The 16,184-nt window shown below is 67.4% G+C and carries 13 protein-coding genes; 6 read left to right on the top strand and 7 right to left on the bottom strand.

The window, feature by feature from the left end:
• Positions 1-47 precede the first annotated feature (47 nt).
• A complete protein-coding gene (locus Q0996_RS16255; protein WP_299621990.1) occupies positions 48-1,625 on the bottom strand; it encodes a trimethylamine methyltransferase family protein in 1,578 nt (525 codons plus the stop codon).
• 307 nt (positions 1,626-1,932) lie between these two features.
• Here Q0996_RS16255 and Q0996_RS16250 point away from each other — a divergent pair, with 307 nt between their 5' ends.
• Complete coding sequence (locus Q0996_RS16250; protein WP_299621987.1) at positions 1,933-4,500, top strand: FAD-dependent oxidoreductase; 2,568 nt, start codon at positions 1,933-1,935, stop codon at positions 4,498-4,500.
• A 267-nt stretch (positions 4,501-4,767) separates the two neighbouring features.
• Entirely contained in the window at positions 4,768-5,823 is a 1,056-nt protein-coding gene (gene bmt, locus Q0996_RS16245; RefSeq protein WP_299621984.1) for a betaine--homocysteine S-methyltransferase, read from the top strand.
• Here bmt and Q0996_RS16240 read toward each other — a convergent pair.
• Together Q0996_RS16240 and Q0996_RS16235 are read right to left on the bottom strand one after the other, a co-directional pair.
• A complete protein-coding gene (locus Q0996_RS16240; RefSeq protein ID WP_299621981.1) occupies positions 5,820-6,389 on the bottom strand; it encodes a hypothetical protein in 570 nt (189 codons plus the stop codon). The genes bmt and Q0996_RS16240 overlap by 4 nt on opposite strands.
• Entirely contained in the window at positions 6,389-6,940 is a 552-nt protein-coding gene (locus Q0996_RS16235) for a hypothetical protein (protein WP_299621978.1), read from the bottom strand. Before Q0996_RS16235 ends, Q0996_RS16240 begins: the two co-directional genes overlap by 1 nt.
• A 141-nt stretch (positions 6,941-7,081) precedes the next feature.
• Here Q0996_RS16235 and Q0996_RS16230 point away from each other — a divergent pair, with 141 nt between their 5' ends.
• Positions 7,082-8,104 (top strand): isopenicillin N synthase family oxygenase, encoded by a 1,023-nt coding sequence (locus Q0996_RS16230; protein ID WP_299621975.1) that lies wholly within the window; start codon positions 7,082-7,084, stop codon positions 8,102-8,104.
• 172 nt (positions 8,105-8,276) lie between these two features.
• Here Q0996_RS16230 and Q0996_RS16225 read toward each other — a convergent pair whose 3' ends face one another.
• From Q0996_RS16225 to Q0996_RS16210, 4 genes are all read right to left on the bottom strand, one after another.
• On the bottom strand, positions 8,277-9,008 hold the full coding sequence (locus Q0996_RS16225) for an HAD family hydrolase (protein WP_299621972.1): 732 nt from the start codon (positions 9,006-9,008) through the stop codon (positions 8,277-8,279).
• The gene (gene choV / locus Q0996_RS16220) at positions 9,005-10,243 is read right to left on the bottom strand and encodes a choline ABC transporter ATP-binding protein (RefSeq protein ID WP_299621969.1); all 1,239 of its coding nucleotides are present in this window, start codon (positions 10,241-10,243) and stop codon (positions 9,005-9,007) included. Before choV ends, Q0996_RS16225 begins: the two co-directional genes overlap by 4 nt.
• A 3-nt stretch (positions 10,244-10,246) precedes the next feature.
• Complete coding sequence (gene choW / locus Q0996_RS16215) at positions 10,247-11,089, bottom strand: choline ABC transporter permease subunit (protein ID WP_367575671.1); 843 nt, start codon at positions 11,087-11,089, stop codon at positions 10,247-10,249.
• A gap of 104 nt (positions 11,090-11,193) precedes the next feature.
• Positions 11,194-12,147 carry a choline ABC transporter substrate-binding protein gene (locus tag Q0996_RS16210; RefSeq protein ID WP_299621963.1) on the bottom strand — a complete coding sequence of 318 codons (954 nt, stop codon included), beginning with the start codon at positions 12,145-12,147 and terminating at the stop codon, positions 11,194-11,196.
• Between the two features lie 216 nt (positions 12,148-12,363).
• Between Q0996_RS16210 and betI the strand changes: the two genes are divergently transcribed.
• The 3 genes from betI to betA all read left to right on the top strand — a co-directional run.
• The gene (betI, locus tag Q0996_RS16205) at positions 12,364-12,945 is read left to right on the top strand and encodes a transcriptional regulator BetI (protein ID WP_299621960.1); all 582 of its coding nucleotides are present in this window, start codon (positions 12,364-12,366) and stop codon (positions 12,943-12,945) included.
• 11 nt (positions 12,946-12,956) lie between these two features.
• Positions 12,957-14,420: a betaine-aldehyde dehydrogenase gene (betB, locus tag Q0996_RS16200; RefSeq protein WP_299621957.1), complete on the top strand. Its 1,464-nt coding sequence runs from the start codon at positions 12,957-12,959 to the stop codon at positions 14,418-14,420.
• Between the two features lie 170 nt (positions 14,421-14,590).
• On the top strand, positions 14,591-16,184 hold a 1,594-nt coding region (gene betA / locus Q0996_RS16195; protein WP_299621954.1), incomplete at its 3' end, for a choline dehydrogenase.

The raw sequence follows: 16,184 nt of genomic DNA, 5'->3' as shown, positions 1-16,184 counted from the left end.
CATTCGCCAAAAGGGGCTGCCCCAGGGGGCCAAAGGGGTGGCCGCCATCACGCGAAGGCGTCGGGCATGGAGTCCTTGCGTTCCTTGATGAAGGCCCGCAGCGCCTCGTCGATGGCGGGATCGAGGGCCGGTGCCTGATAGTCCGCCAACGTCTTCTTGTAGAGCGCGTTGGCCCGCGTGAAGGCATCGCGCGCGCCTTCGGCCTCCCACTGCTCGAAGGAGTTGTTGTCGGCGATGGAGGAGCGGTAGAAGGCGGTCTCGAAGTTGGCCTGGGTGTGGGCGCAGCCCAGGAAGTGGCTGCCGGGCCCGACCTCGCGCAGGGCGTCCATGGCCTGGCCATTCTCGCTGAGATCATAGCCGCCGGCGAAGGTCTGCATCATGCCAAGCTGGTCGGCATCGATGACGAACTTCTCGTAGGACGACACCAGGCCGCCCTCCAGCCAGCCGGCGGCATGCAGCACGAAGTTCACGCCGCCCAGCAGGGTCGGGATCAGGGTCTGGGTGCTCTCGTGGGCCGCCTGGGCGTCCGGCAGCTTGGAGCCGCAGAGCGAGCCGCCGGAGCGGAAAGGCACGCCCAGCCGCCGGGCCAGGGCCGCCATGCCATAGAGCACCAGCGCCGGCTCCGGCGTGCCGAAGGTGGGCGCACCGGACTGCATGGAGATCGAGGACGCGAAGCTGCCCAGCACCATGGGGGCGCCGGGCCGCACAAGCTGGGAAAAGGCGAGGCCCGCCAGCGCTTCGGCCAGGGTCTGGGTCATCACCCCCACCGGGGTCACCGGCGCCATGGCGCCGGAGAGGATGAAGGGGGTGACGATGCAGGCCTGGTTGTGGCGGGCATAGACCTTCAGCGCGCCCAGCATGGTGGCGTCGAAGGTCATGGGCGAGTTGGCGTTGATCAGGTTGATCATCACCGTGTTGGACTCGACGAAGTCCTCGCCGAAGACCAGCTTCGCCATGGCCACCGAGTCCTCCGCCCGCTCCGGCGCCGTCACCGAGCCCATGAAAGGCAGGTCGGAATAGCGCAGGTGGGCGTAGACCATGTCGAAGTGGCGCTTGTTCACGGGGATGTCCACCGGCTCGCAGACCGTCCCGCCGGAGTGGTGCAGCGCCGGCGCCATGTAGGCCAGCTTCACGAAGTTGCGGAAATCCTCGATGGTGGCGTAGCGCCGTCCGCCCTCGATATCGCGCACGAAGGGCGGGCCGTAGACCGGCGCGAAGACGGTGTTGTTGCCGCCGATCTCAACCGAGCGCTCCGGGTTGCGGGCATGCTGGGTGAAGCTGGAGGGGATGGTCTCGCAGAGCTTGCGGCAGAGCCCGCGGGGGAAGCGCACGCGCTCGCCATCGACATCGGCGCCGGCCTCCCTCCACATCGCCAGCGCTTCGGGGTCGTCGCGAAATTCGATGCCGATCTCCTGAAGCACCGTTTCGGCGTTCTCCTCGATCAGCGTCAGGTTCTCTTCGGAGAGGATCTCGTAGGGCGGGATCTGCCGCTGGATGTAGCGGTTCTTCGGTGTCGTTCCGCCGCCGCGTTTCGCACGCCGCGCCTCCGCACCGCCGCCCGCACGGCGGCCACGCCGGCCGCCGCCGGAAGACAGGGCGTCTTCGATCTCTGAAATCCTTGCCATCTCCGGCCCCTCGAACAGGAAGAACCGGATTATCGGCACCGCGGCATTCGGCGCTCTGTCGCAGCGGCGACCGGGATGGGCGGAAATGCGCCAGCGCGCGCCCCGGCAACCCGCTCAGAAGCCCTGGATTTCCGCGGCTCCCAGCCCTTGCGGCGGGTGGCAGACAAAGGTGTCGGTGATACGACAATTGCGGTCGCGCAGACTGGGAGCAGCCGGGCGCCTTCGGGAAAGAATGGGCCCCTTGCCGGCGGCCCCGACGCAGAGGTCAATCGTGGCCGCCCTGGGTACTTACACGGAGACGGTAGCAATGGCGCAGTTTCACAAAAGCGCTGATGTCGTGATCATCGGACAGGGCGGCATCGTCGGGGCATCGGTGGCCCATCACCTGATCGAGCGGGGCTGGGACAACATCATCGGGATCGACAAGTCGGGCATCCCGACGGACATCGGCTCGACCGGTCATGCCTCGGACTTCTGCTTCAACACGATGCACGACCAGATCACCATCTTCACGACCCGCTACAGCATCGACTTCTTCGAAAAGCGCGGCCGCTACGCGCGCATCGGCGGCATCGAGGTGGCCCGCAAGGGCGACGACGAGCGCATGCGCGAACTGGAACGCCGGGTCAGCTCCGGCCGCGCCTTCGGCAACCGGGTCGAGATGATCACGGCGCAGCGGGTCAAGGAGCTGATGCCGCTGATCGAAGAAGACGTCATCCAGGGCGGCCTCTGGGACCCGGATGCCGGTCTGGTGATCCCGCGCTCCCAGGTCGTCGCCGGGGAGCTGATCCGCGACGCCGAGGAAAGCGGCAAGCTGCAGACCCTGGCCAACACGCCCTGCACCGGCCTCGACATCGAGAACGGCCGCATCAAGGGCGTCCACACCACCCGCGGATACATCGAGACGAACCATGTCGTGGTCTGCGCCGGCCTCTGGGGCCGGCTGATCGCGGCAATGGCGGGCGAGGACCTGCCGGTCATGCCGGTCGACCATCCGCTGACCTTCTTCGGGCCCCACACGACCTTCGAGGGCACCGGCAAGGAGATCGGCTATCCGCTGCTGCGCGACCAGGGCAACTCCGCCTATCTGCGCGACACCGGCGATCCGAAGACCACCGAGGGCGGCCAGATCGAATGGGGCTATTACGAGGAGAAGGCGCCCCGCCTGGTCCATCCGCGCGACCTGCTGGAGAAGGAGGAGGCCCGCCTCTCCCCCTCCCAGCGCGACCTGGAGATGGAGCAGGTCATGGAGCCCCTGGAGCGCGCCATGGAGCTGACGCCGATCCTCGGGGAACTCGGCTACAACGAGAAGCATTCCTTCAACGGGCTGCTGCAGGTGACCGCCGACGGCGGGCCCTCCATCGGCGAGTCGCCGGATGTGCGCGGCCTCTGGTACGGCGTTTCCGTCTGGGTCAAGGACGGCCCGGGCACGGGCAAGCTGATCGCCGACTGGATGACCGACGGCCGCACCGAATTCGACCACCATGGCATCGACTACGCCCGTTACTATCCGATCCAGAAGACCGAACCCTTCATCTACGACCGCTGCTTCGAGACGGCGTTCAAGATCTACAATCCGCCGGTCCACAACCGCGAGCCCTATTCCAAGGGCCGGAACCTGCGCTGCAGCCCCTTCTATCTGCGGGAGAAGGAACTGGGCGGCTACTTCATGGAGATCGCCGGCTGGGAACGGGCGCACGGCTACGCGTCCAACGAAGAGACTCTGCTGGCCAAATACGCCAACCGCGTGCCCGAGCGCCCGAACGAGTGGGACTCCAGACACTTCTGGCGAGTCTCCAACGCCGAGCACCTGGAACTCTCCGAGAACGTCGGCATGGTCAACCTCTCCCACTTCGCGCTCTTCGATGTCTCGGGCCGAGACGCCGAACGGCTGATGGAGTACGTCTCCTCCTCCAAGGTCGCCGGCGATACGCCGGTGGGCAAGGGCGTCTACACCAACTTCCTCGATGCCCTTGGCGGCGTTCAGGCGGACCTCACCGTGCTGCGTCTGGCCGAGGACCGCTTCCGCGTCATCGACGGCGCCGATGCCGGCCACCGCGACATGACCTATCTGCGCCGCATGACCCAGGACAAGGAATGGTCGGTCTTCGTCGAGGACAGGACCGATCATTTCGGCTGCATCGGCGTCTGGGGGCCGAATGCCCGCGAGAGCCTGAAGAAACTCGCCGACGATCCGGCCGGGCTCGACCCGGAAACCTTCCCCTTCGCCGCCAGCAAGGATTTCACCCTGCGCGGCGTGCCGGTGAAGGGTTTCCGCATCTCCTATGTCGGCGAGCAGGGCTGGGAGCTTCACTTCCCGCTCGCCTACGGCCTGGCGCTCTGGGACATGTTCCGCGAGATCGGCATCACCCCCATTGGGATCGAGACCTACGCCAACAGCCGCCGGCTGGAGAAGAGCCTGCGCCTGCAGAACGCCGACCTGCTGACCGAGTACAACCTGGTGGAGGCCGGGCTCGCCCGCCCGAAGGTCAAGGCCGCCGACTTCCACGGCAAAACAGCCTACCTCGAACAGCGCGAGCGCGCCCAGCAGCCGGCGATGCTCTGCACGCTGACGGTCACCGACAGCACCGACAAGGACGGCGTGACGCGCTTCCCGCTGGGCAACTGCCCCATCGTCGACCCCAGGACCGACGCGGTGCTGGTCGATTCGCTGGGCCGGCGCTCCTACACCACCAGCCTGGCCTACGGCCCGTCGCTCGGAAAAAACATCGCCCTCGGCTACCTGCCGCAGGACTACTGCGAGGAGGGCCGACGGCTCGAGATCGAATACTTCAACCAGAAGTTCCCGGTCGAGGTCGCCGCCGTCGGCTACAAGCCGCTCTACGACCCGACCAACGAACGGATGAGGTCGTAACCAAAGCCCCCTCACCCTCCCACCCAAGCTCTTTCTCGGGGGCGGGCCCCTCCCTCTCCCGCGGCGGGGAGAGGGTTTGTGAGGCAGCCCAATTGGGTTCCCTCTCCCCAGCGCGGGAGAGGGTTGAGAAGCCTTGGTGAGATCGAAGATCGAGCCTAGGCGGAGCTGGGTGAGGGGGAGGTTCCGGACGCGATTTCGCCGTCTTGCCCTCAACCACCGAAGGGCCTATCGTCCGCCTCCCCTCAGTCAAAGGACCCCGATGCGTTTATGGCCGACCGCCTGACAGACCTCCTGGAAACCCGCCCCTGGCTGCTGGCCGACGGGGCCACGGGCACCAACTTCTTCGCCATGGGCCTGCAGCACGGCGACGCGCCGGAATTGTGGAACCTGGAGCGCCCGGAGGACGTGGTGAAGCACTACCGCAGCTTCATCGACGCCGGCTCCGACATCATCCTGACCAACACCTTCGGCGGCACCGCCAACCGGCTGAAACTGCACAAGGCCGAGGACAGGGTCTTCGAGATCAACAAGGCGGCCGCCGAGCTGGCCCGCCGCGCCATCGCCGAGAGCGGGCGCGATGGCGTCATCGTCGCCGGCTCCATGGGCCCCACCGGCGACCTCTTCGAACCGCTGGGGCCGCTGACCGTCGACCAGGGCGCGGCGGCCTTCGCCGAGCAGGCCAAGGGTCTCGCCGCCGGCGGCGCCGATCTGCTGTGGATCGAGACCATCTCCGCCGTCGACGAAGTGAAGGCGGCGGTGGCCGGAGCCAAGGCCGCCGGCCTGCCCTATGCCCTCACCCTCTCCTTCGACACCAACGGGCGCACCATGATGGGGGTGACCCCGGCCCAGTTCGCCAAGCTGGCACACGAGTTGGACCCGACGCCCCTGGCCTTCGGCGGCAACTGCGGCACCGGCGCCTCGGAGCTGATGGCCGCCCTTCTGAACCTGCAGGCGGCCAAGGCGCCAGAGGACGTGATCGTCGCCAAGAGCAACTGCGGCATCCCCGAGTACGTGGAAGGCGAGATCCACTACACCGGCACGCCGGAGCTGATGGCCGACTACGCCCGCCTGGCGCTGGACGCCGGGGTGCGCATCATCGGCGGCTGTTGCGGGACCACGCCGGACCACATCCGCGCCATGCGCGCTGCCCTGGAGAGCCACGAACGGGGATCGCCGCCGGAAATGGCGACGGTCATTGCCAAGCTGGGCGAGATCTCCAAGGGCGCCGAACAGCAGCAGGCCGGTCCCCTGGGCGCGATCCCGGAAGCCCCGGCCCGCAGCGAAGGACGGCGCAGAGGCCGGCGCGGCCGCGCCGCCGGCTAATCCGGCCGGGCCCAGAGATCCGCGTGCGCCGGATCGCCCCTTAGCATGAGCGCCTTCGACTGGCTGATCACACTGTCGAGTTGATCCAGCACGACCGAAAGGAGCCGGTCGGAGACGCCGTGGTCGTAGACCAGATAGGTCGAGAGCATCACCGCAGTGGCACCCGGGCGGTTCTCAATGTCGACCCTCTTGGCATCGATGCCGAAGGTCACGCGGTCGATGACGCCGATCGCGGCCTGCGTATTCCGGTGCGACGTCGCGGGAATGAGCGCGGTCAGGTCAACCCCTCGGCAACGCTGCGCGGCGGTGTCGCAGGCGTGGAGCGTCGCCTGTAGGGTCACGGCCTGGCTGTGCCGTCCGCTAAAGGACGGGGCGTTGGGGTCCACCGTGCGCAGGCGCACATCCAGAACGCCGGCCTCAGCCAGCGCCTGCTGAACTTCCTGATAGGAGACAGAAGTGACCGCCTTGGCGTCGGTGCGGGCGGCAGGCTGTGCCTGTAGAGCCGTGTCCTGCACAAACACAGCGGCCAACAGCGCCGTCAGACAGACGAAACCCTTGATCTTCATCACGGCCTTGCCTGTTTCCAGAACTCGGCGATTCCCGGATCACTGCTCTCTAGATGCTGCGTCATGCTTTGCGCCAGAACCTCGACATGCGCCAGCTGCGCCGCCACGTTGGCGGCGGTGCGCCCGGGCAGCATCCAGATGTCCCGGCCGACCAGCAGGAGCATGCCGCTTGCAGCCCTTACAAGATCGACATGAGCAATCGGGACTGAGCGTTCGTAGGACTTCACCGCCGCCAGCGCCAAGGGACGCTGACCCAAGGGCCAAGCTGCCCGGACCTTGGCGCCCTCACAGCGGCCTTCCTTGCAGCCGACGAAGGTCAGCACAGCCGTGACACGGCCACTCACCAGCAAAGCCCACTGCAGCGATCTGGTCTTCTGCAGGACGACGAGCCCCACTTCGTCGAGCAGCACTTCCATCTCTTCCGGCGAGATGGAGTACATCAGTTCCCCGGAAACCTCGTCCGGCCCGGCGGGCTGGGCCGCGACGGGAGGGTGCGGCAGGAGGAGCGCCGCCCCAAGGGCGGCGGCCAGCACCGGGATTCGCCAGGACACGCGCAAAATCTCGCAAACCTCCGGGTGATTGGTCTAACCTGCCCCTAAGCTAACAGGGAAGGGCCGAGCCGTCTGCGGGTTTTGGGCCGCAGGATTGCAGAGCTCTCGTAGAACCCCGGACTCCGCCAGCACGCAGGACCCATGCGCGAAACCCTCTCCACAGCGACCCGCCTGCCCGTCATCGACATGGCGCCGCTGTTCGGCGGCGACCGGGCAGCGCGCGAAGGGGTCGCGCTGGAGGTCCGATCCGCCTGCCGCGCCAGCGGCTTCTTCTACGTCACCGGCCACGGCGTGAGCCAGGCGGTGCTGGCAGAGTTAGAGGCCGCCAGCCGCCGTTTCTTCGCCTTGCCGGAGGAGAGCAAGCAGGCCAACGCCATGGCCCGGGGCGGACGCGCTTGGCGCGGCTACTTCCCGCTGGGCGGCGAACTCACCTCCGGCCGGCCGGACCTGAAGGCCGGGCTCTACTTCGGCAGCGAGCTGCCGGCGGAGCATCCCCGCGTCGCCGCCGGCTGGCCGCTGCACGGCGCCAACCTCTGGCCGGAGGCGGCGCCGGAACTGCGCGGAGCCGTGGAGGCCTACATGGCCGCCGCCACGCGGGCCGGCCACGCGCTGATGCGCGGCATGGCCCTCAGCCTCGGCCTCGCCGAGGACTACTTCGAGAGGCACTACACCGCCGACCCCACTATCCTGTTCCGCATCTTCCATTACCCCGCCAGCGCGCCGGCCGATCTGACGACGCCGGAGTCCTGGGGCGTGGGCGAGCACAGCGATTATGGCCTCCTCACCCTGCTGGCCCAGGACCGCCACGGCGGTTTGCAGGTGAAAACGCCGGAGTGTTGGATTGCCGCGCCGCCCCTGCCCGGCACCCTGGTCTGCAACATCGGCGACATGCTGGACCGCCTGACCGGCGGCTGGTACCGCTCGACCCCACACCGGGTGCTGAACGAGAGCGGCACCGACCGCCTCTCCTTCCCGCTCTTTTTCGATCCCGACTTCGCCGCCGCGATGAAACCGCTGCCGCCGGAAGCCACCATCGGCGACACCGGCCCCGGCGACCCCCGCTGGGACGGCGCCGACCTCCAGGCCTTCACCGGCACCTACGGCGACTACCTCCTGGGCAAGGTCTCCAAGGTCTTTCCGGAGTTGGGCGGGGAGGTTTTGTAGGCGGATTTGACACAAGTCCCCCTCACCCTCCCGCTCACGCGGGCCCCTCCCTCTCCCACAAGGGGCGAGGGCAAACGAAGACGTTGAACAGAATCCCTCTCCCCTGGCGGGAGAGGGCTGCGCAGGCTTGGCGAGCGCAGCGAGCCTAGCCGGAGCTGGGTGAGGGGGAGGGCTAAGCCCGCAGCCTGCCGGCCACCTCTTCCAGCAGCGCCTCCAGCTCCGCGATGCTGTCGAGCACGTGGTGGGCGTGGGGGGCGAGGTCGTCGTGGGCGGCGCTGCCGGTGAGCACGCCGACCAGCAGGCCGGCGCCGGCGCGGCGGCCCATCTCCATGTCGTGGCGGCTGTCCCCGACAACAGCCACGGCCGTTGGCGCGATCCCGGTGGCCCGGCAGAAGCCCTCCACCATGCCGGGGCCCGGCTTGGCGCCGTGGCCGGAATCGAAACCGGCGACGTACTCGAAGCGATCGAGCACGCCGAAAGGCGCGAGGCTGGCGCGCGCGCCCTCCTCGCTGTCGTTGGTGGCGATGCCGAGCGCCAGATCGCGGGCGATCAGGGCCGTCAGGGTCTCGGCCAGGCCCGGCACCGCCACGGCGCTCGCGCCGGCGCCCGCCTCGAAGAGCGCAGAGACCTGGTCGGTGAGCGCCCGCGCGTCGGCCCCGACGATCTCCGCCCAGCAGGCGCCCAGGTCGTCATTGCTGCCGCTCACCAGGATGGAGTCGGCGCGGCAGGTGTCGGTCGCGGGATCGTAGCCCGAGGCCACCAGCAGGCGTTCCGCCAGCACCGCGTCGTCCCCTGCCACCACCAGCGCCGCCTGCCGGTTTAGCGGCATCCAGGTGGCGTGATAGTCCAGCAGCGTGCCGTCCTTGTCGAAGAGAACGCCTTGAATATCCGGAGTGATCGTCACGATGCCGCCTTGGCCTCCTCCGCTTCCACCGGTTTGTCGGCGACCCGGCTCTGGCGCAGGATGCCGGCATAGATTTCTTGGTCGCCGCAGACCCCGACCAGGCGCCCGTCCTCCACCAGGGCGACGGGATGGCCGGTGGCCTGGCGCAGCTCGATGGCGACCCGCATGGACATGTCGGTGGGGGCGGTGATCATCGCCGTCGGCGGCAGGTCGTTTACCTTCATACCTTCGTCATAGGCCATGAGGCGGCCGAGGTAACCGTCCAGGGTGACCGAGGCGGGCGCGCCCCGGTCGTCCAGCTTGATGCGGAAGCGCCCCTCGCGGTCCAGCAACACGCTCTCATCCTCGCGTTTCAGATCTTCGACCGGTGTCATGAGGGAGCCGCCGCGTAAGACGTTCAAGGGGTTCATGTGGGCGACGAACTCGGCCACGTAGTCGTTGGCCGGCTCCAGCACGATGGCCTCCGGCTCGCCGTACTGCACGATGCGCCCGGCCTCCATGATGGCGATGTGGCTGCCCAGCTTCAGCGCCTCGTCCAGGTCGTGGCTGACGAAGATGATGGTCTTCTTGAGGCTGCGCTGTAGTTCCAGTAGCTCATCCTGCAGGTGGTCGCGGATCAGCGGGTCGAGGGCCGAGAAGGGTTCGTCCATCAGCAGGATGTCGGCGTCGGTGGCGAAGGCGCGGGCGAGACCGACGCGCTGCTGCATGCCGCCGGAAAGCTCGTGGGCGAACTTGTCCTTCCACTGGGACAGGCCGACCAGGGCCAGCTTCTCCTCGACGATGGCCTGGCGTTCGTCCTTGTCCATGCCGCGCAGTTCCAGGCCGAGGCCCACGTTCTCCGCGACGGTGCGCCAGGGCAGCAGGGCGAACTGCTGGAAGACCATGGCCACCCGGTTCATGCGCAGGCGGCGCAGGGTGGCGGGGTCGCAGGAGGCGACGTCCACCAGACCTGCCTCATCGCGCACCATGACCGACCCGCGGGTCACGTCGTTGAGGCCGTTGACGGCGCGCAGCAGGGTCGACTTGCCGGAGCCAGAAAGCCCCATGAGGACGCAGATCTCGCCTTCCTCGATGGCGAGAGATGCACCGGCCACGCCCACCACGTTGTCGGTCCGCTCGAGGATCTCGTCGCGGCTGGCGCCGCTGTCCAACAGGGTGAGCGCCTTTTCCGGCTCCTTGCCGAAGATGATGTCGACGTTGCGGAAGTCGACGACGGTGTTTGCCTCCGCGCTCATGGCTCAGCGCTCCTTCGCCTTGACGTCGCGCTGCTTGCAGATGCGGTCCAGGAGGATCGCCACGATGACGATGGCCAGGCCCGCCTCGAAGCCGCGGGCGATGTTCACCGTGTTGAGGGCGCGCACCACCGGCTTGCCGAGGCCGTCGGCCCCCACCAGGGCGGCGATCACTACCATCGAAAGCGACAGCATGATGCACTGGGTGAGCCCCGCCATGATGGTCGGCATGGCATGGGGCAGTTCCACCTTCCAGAGAAGCTGGCGCTTGGTGGCGCCGAAGGCCTCGCCGGCCTCCACCAGGGTCTTGGGCACCGAGGAGACGCCGAGATAGGTCAGCCGGATCGGCGCGGGAATGGCGAAGATCACCGTGGAGATGAGGCCCGGCACCACGCCGAGACCGAAGAGGATCAGGGTGGGGATCAGATAGACGAAGGTCGGGATGGTCTGCATGAGGTCGAGCACCGGGCGGATCGCGGTGTAGAGCCAGGGGCGGTGCGCCGAGGCGATGCCGATGGGCACGCCGATGATCATGCAGGTGGCGGTGGCGAAGATCACCAGCGCCAGGGTCTCGATGGTCTCCTCCCAGTATCCCAGGTTGACGATCAGCAGCAGCGAGAGGACCAGTCCCACAACCAGATGGATCGAGCGGTGCAGCCAGTAGGCGCCCGCGGCCAGCAGGGCGATCAGCACCAAGGCGGGGATCGCCTGCATGACGTCGATCAGGCCCTCGATGAGAAAGCCCAGCACGTCGGAGATGAAGTTGAAGAACCAGGCCGCGTGTTCGTTCAGGAAATCGACGAAGCTGCTGATCCATTTCCCCAGCGGAATCTTATATTCCTCAAGCAGATCCATGCCGAGGCCTCCCCTTTGTTCTCGCGCCCCCGAAACAGCGAAACGGTCAGGCCCGGGGGCCTGACCGCTTCCAGTTTACACGCTTTCTTGCAAGTGTCTTACAGGCCGAGGTGGGCCTTCACCGCCGCCAATCCGTCGCCGCCGTCCAGGGTCTTCACGCCGGCCAGCCAGCCGTCGAGGATATCCGGATTGGCCTTCAGCCAGGTGGTCGCCGCGTCGTTCGGCTCCTCGCCCTCGTCCAGGATCGCGCCCATGATGGCGCCCTCCATGGGCAGGGTGAACTTCAGGTTGGTCAGCAGCTTGCCGACATTGGGGCAGTCGCCGGTGTAGCCCTTGCGCACGTTGGTGTAGACCGTGGCCCCGCCGTAGTTCGGGCCGAAGACGTCGTCACCGCCGGAGAGGTAGACCAGGTCGAAGTTGTTGTTCATGGGATGCGGCGCCCAGCCCAGGAAAACGATGTGCTGCTTGCGCTTCACCGCGCGGGCCACCTCCGCCAGCATGCCCTGCTCGGAGGACTCGACCAGCTCGAAGCCCTTCAGCCCGAAGGCATTGCTTTCGATCATGTCGAGGATCAGGCGGTTGCCGTCGTTGCCCGGCTCAATGCCGTAGATCTCCCCGTCCAGCTCGTCCTTCAGCTTGGCGATGTCGGCGAAGTCCTTGAGGCCGGCTTCCGCCGTGTAGCTGGGCACCGCCAGGGTGTACTTGGCGCCTTCCAGGTTCACACCCAGCACCTCCACCGAGCCCTCGTCGCGGTACTTGGCCAGATCGCCCTCCATGGTGGGCATCCAGTTGCCGAGGAACACATCGATGTCGCCGTTCTTCAGGCTGGCGTAGGTCACCGGCACGGAGAGCACCTCCGCCTCCGGCTCGTAGCCCAGGCCCTCCAGGACCACCGAGGTCGCCGCCGTGGTGGCGGTGATGTCGGTCCAGCCGACGTCGGCGAAACTCACTTCCTTGCAGGCCGCGGGATCCGCCGCCCAGGCGCCGCCGCTGGCCGCCGACAGCATCACAGCCGCCGCCGCGGCCACACTGAATTGCACTCTCCTCTGCATGGGCTTTGCCTCCTCCAGTCTCTTCTTGTTGCCTCGTCGGCTTGCGCGTCAGTCGCTTCCCTGTCCGGCCCCTTGCGGACCGGCCATACATGACGGAAACGAAGCACTAAGCGATCTGCGGGGGCAAGCCTATGTTTTTTTGATTGAACGTTCAATCAAAATAAAATACTTCTGTCCCTGAAAACCTATTCTGCGGTGCGGAAGGCCGGTGCGGACATGCCCAAGGTTGGAATGGAGGATCTGCGGCGGCGCCAACTCATCGCGGCGACCATCACCTCGATTCACGAGCAGGGCTTCGCCAACGCCACCATCTCCCGCATCAGCCGCAACGCCGGGCTCTCCGGCGGCATCGTCGCCCACTACTTCGACGACAAGGCGGGCCTCCTGGCCGCCACCATGCGCTCCCTCGCCCAGGACCTGCGGACGGAAACCGTGCGGCGGCTGAAGGCCGCCAGGACGCCGGAGGAGCGCATCGACGCCGTCATCCTGGCGAACTTCTCCGACGAGCAGAGCGACCCGGAGACCGTCTCCGCCTGGCTCGCCTTCTGGGCGGAGGCCCGCACCGTACCCGGCCTTTGGCGCATCCAGAAGATCAACGAGCGGCGCCTGCTCAGCAACCTGCGCCATGCCTTCAAGCAGCTTTTGCCGGCGCCTGAGGCAGGCCTTGCCGCCGCCGGCCTCGCCGCCATGATCGAAGGCCTGTGGCTGCGCTGCGCGCTGACCGACGGCCTGCTCACCATCGACGACGCGCGGACCATCGCCCGCGACTACGTCGCCCGCTTTCTCGACAGGGAGTGACCGAACCCGCCATGCGTAATCTGCCCGAACAGAAGCTCTATATTCACGGCGGCTACCGCGACGCGGTGAGCGGCCAGTCCTTCGAGACCCTGAACCCAGCCACCGGCGAGGTCATCTGCACGGTCCAGCAGGCCGGGCCGGAAGACGTGGAGGCCGCCGTCGCTTCGGCGCAGGAGGGTTTCGCGCGCTGGTCGGCCATGGCGGGCAGCGAGCGTGGGCGCATCCTCGGCGAGGCGGCCCGCCTCCTGCGCGCCCGCAACGATGAACTGGCGGAACTGGAGGTCATCGACAACGGCAAGCCGATCCAGGAGGCCGAGGTCGTCGACATCGTCTCCGGCGCCGAGTGCCTGGAGTTCTTCTCCGGGGTCGCCGGCAGCCTGCACGGCGAGCACCACGACTTCGGTGGCGACTTCGCCTACACAAGGCGGGAGCCGCTGGGGATCTGCGCCGGGATCGGTGCCTGGAACTATCCCATGCAGATCGCCTGCTGGAAGTCGGCGCCGGCGCTGGCCTGCGGCAACGCCATGATCTTCAAGCCGGCGGAACTGACGCCCCTCACCGCCCTGAAGCTGGCGGAGATCTATACCGAGGCGGGGCTGCCCGACGGCGTCTTCAACGTGGTGCAGGGCTTCGGCGAGACCGGCCGTGCGCTCGTCCGCCATCCCGCCATCGCCAAGGTCTCCCTCACCGGTGAGGTGGGCACCGGCAAGAAAGTGATGGCCGATGCCGCCGAGACCCTGAAAGCCGTGACCCTGGAGCTGGGCGGCAAGTCGCCGCTCATCGTCTTCGAGGACGCGGACATCGACAACGCCGTCAATGGCGCCCTGCTCGCCAACTTCTATACGCAAGGCGAGGTCTGCTCCAACGGCACCCGGGTCTTCGTTCACGAAAGCGTCCACGACGCGCTCTTGGAGCGGCTGGTGGCGAAGACGGCGGGCTTGAAGATCGGCGACCCGCTGGACCCGGCAACCCAGGTCGGCGCCCTTATTTCCAAGGACCACACCGAGAAGGTGCTGGACTACATCGAGAAGGGCCGCGCCGAGGGCGCGAAGCTCGCCGTCGGCGGCGGGCGCCCCGCCGACCCGGCCCTGGCCGGCGGCAACTTCGTCGAGCCGACCATCTTCGCCGGCTGCGCCGACGACATGACCATTGTGCGCGAGGAGATCTTCGGCCCGGTCATGACCATTCTGCCCTTCGGTAGCGAAGACGAGGTGATCGCGCGGGCCAACGACACCGAGTTCGGCCTCTCCGCCGGGGTCTTCACCCGCGACCTGACTCGCGCTCATCGGGTGATCGCAAAGCTGCAGGCCGGCTCCTGCTGGATCAACACCTACAACATCACGCCCATCGCCGTGCCTTTCGGCGGCATGAAGCAGTCCGGCATCGGCCGTGAGAACGGCCTCGCCGCCATCGAGCACTACAGTCAGTTGAAGAGCGTCTATGTCGCCATGAACGGCGTCGACTCGCCATACTAGGGGCGCCACCATGCTTCGAGACGCTCGCTGTCGCTCGCTCCACATGCTTCGAGACGCCCCTTCGGGGCTCCTCAGCATGAGATGCGGGGTTGGCCTCACCCTGAGGAGGACCGAAGGTCCGTCTCGAAGGGCGAGGCCGGCCTCGATACCCCTCCAATAGAGTTCCGCTCATGTCCACTTCCGAGACTTTCGATTACATCATCGTCGGCGCCGGCTCGGCCGGCTGCGTGCTGGCCAGCCGCCTCACCGAAGACCCGGAGGTCTCGGTGCTGGTGCTGGAGTGCGGCGGGCAGGACAACTCCATCTTCATCCACATGCCCGCCGCCCTGGCCAAGCCTCTGGCCAACGACAAATACAACTGGTTCTACCACTCCGAGCCCGAGCCCCATGTGAACAACCGCCGGCTCTACTGCCCGCGCGGACGGGTGCTGGGCGGCTCCTCCTCCATCAACGGCATGGCCTATGTGCGCGGCCACGCCCGGGACTACGACCGCTGGGCGCAGAGCGGGCTGAAGGGCTGGTCCTACGCCGAGGTGCTGCCCTATTTTCGGAAGGCCGAGACCTACGAGCGCGGCGCCGATGCCTACCGCGGCGGCGAGGGCCCGCTGCATGTCTCGGCAGGCGCCTGCAAGAACCCCTTGTTCCAGGCCTGGATCGAGGCGGGACAGCAGGCCGGCTATCCCGTCACCAAGGACATGAACGGCTTCCAGCAGGAAGGCTTCGCCCACATGGACATGACCGTCCATGACGGCCGGCGCTGGAGCGCGGCGGTCGCCTACCTGAAGCCGGCGATGAAGCGGCCCAACCTCACGGTCTGGACCCGGGCGCTGACCACCCGCGTGCTCTTCGAGGGCAGGCGCGCCACGGGCGTGGAAGTTGCCCAGGGCCGCGCCGTGGTCGAGGTCCGCGCCGAGCGGGAGGTGATCCTCTGCGGCGGCGCGGTCAACTCGCCCCAGACCCTGCTGCTTTCCGGCGTCGGCCCGGCCAACGAACTGGCGGCGCAGGGCATCGCCGTCGTCCACGACCTGCCGGGGGTGGGCAAGAACCTGCAGGACCATCTGGAGGTCTACGTGCAGCACGCCTGCACCCAGCCCATCACCCTTTACTCGGCGCTGAAGCCCTGGAACCAGGCGAAGATCGGTTTCGACTGGCTGTTCTTCAAGAAGGGCCTCGGCGCCACCAGCCACTTTGAGGCCGGCGGCTTCATCCGCAGCCGCGCTGGCATCGAACACCCGGACCTGCAGTACCACTTCCTGCCCATCGCCATGAACTACGACGGCAGCCACCCGGCGGGCGACCACGGCTTCCAGGCCCACGTCGGGCCCATGCGCTCCCAGAGCCGCGGCGAGATCACCTTGAAATCCGCCGACCCCAAGGACCCGCCGCGCATCTTCTTCAACTACCTCTCGCAAGAGGCCGACCGTCAGGAGTTCCGGGCGGGTATCCGTTTAACGCGGGAGGTCTTCGCCCAGAAGGCCTTCGATCCCTTTCGCGGGCCGGAGCTGGCGCCGGGGCCGGACGCGCAAAGCGACGACGAACTCGACGCCTTCGTGCGCGAGCATGTGGAAAGCGCCTACCACCCGTCGTGCACCTGCAAGATGGGCAGCGACCCCATGGCGGTGGTGGACGGCGCGGCCAAGGTCCACGGGCTGGAGGCACTGCGCGTCGTCGACGCCTCCATCATGCCGGACATCGTCAGCGGCAACCTGAACGCCCCCACCATCATGCTGGCGGAAAAGCTCGCCGACACCATCCGCAACCGCC

Origin of the sequence: Pelagibius sp., from assembly GCF_028289705.1 — a bacterium.
GTDB lineage: Bacteria > Pseudomonadota > Alphaproteobacteria > Kiloniellales > Kiloniellaceae > Pelagibius.
Note: the sequence above shows the minus strand (reverse complement) of the source record. Positions and strands in the feature narration are given on the sequence as shown.

Coding starts and splice junctions, on each gene's coding strand:
- Q0996_RS16255 (WP_299621990.1), bottom strand. CDS start 1,625: ATGGCAAGGATTTCAGAGATCGAAGACGCCCTGTCTTCCGGCGGCGGC.
- Q0996_RS16250 (WP_299621987.1), top strand. CDS start 1,933: ATGGCGCAGTTTCACAAAAGCGCTGATGTCGTGATCATCGGACAGGGC.
- bmt (WP_299621984.1), top strand. CDS start 4,768: ATGGCCGACCGCCTGACAGACCTCCTGGAAACCCGCCCCTGGCTGCTG.
- Q0996_RS16240 (WP_299621981.1), bottom strand. CDS start 6,389: ATGAAGATCAAGGGTTTCGTCTGTCTGACGGCGCTGTTGGCCGCTGTG.
- Q0996_RS16230 (WP_299621975.1), top strand. CDS start 7,082: ATGCGCGAAACCCTCTCCACAGCGACCCGCCTGCCCGTCATCGACATG.
- choV (WP_299621969.1), bottom strand. CDS start 10,243: ATGAGCGCGGAGGCAAACACCGTCGTCGACTTCCGCAACGTCGACATC.
- Q0996_RS16210 (WP_299621963.1), bottom strand. CDS start 12,147: ATGCAGAGGAGAGTGCAATTCAGTGTGGCCGCGGCGGCGGCTGTGATG.
- betI (WP_299621960.1), top strand. CDS start 12,364: ATGCCCAAGGTTGGAATGGAGGATCTGCGGCGGCGCCAACTCATCGCG.
- betB (WP_299621957.1), top strand. CDS start 12,957: ATGCGTAATCTGCCCGAACAGAAGCTCTATATTCACGGCGGCTACCGC.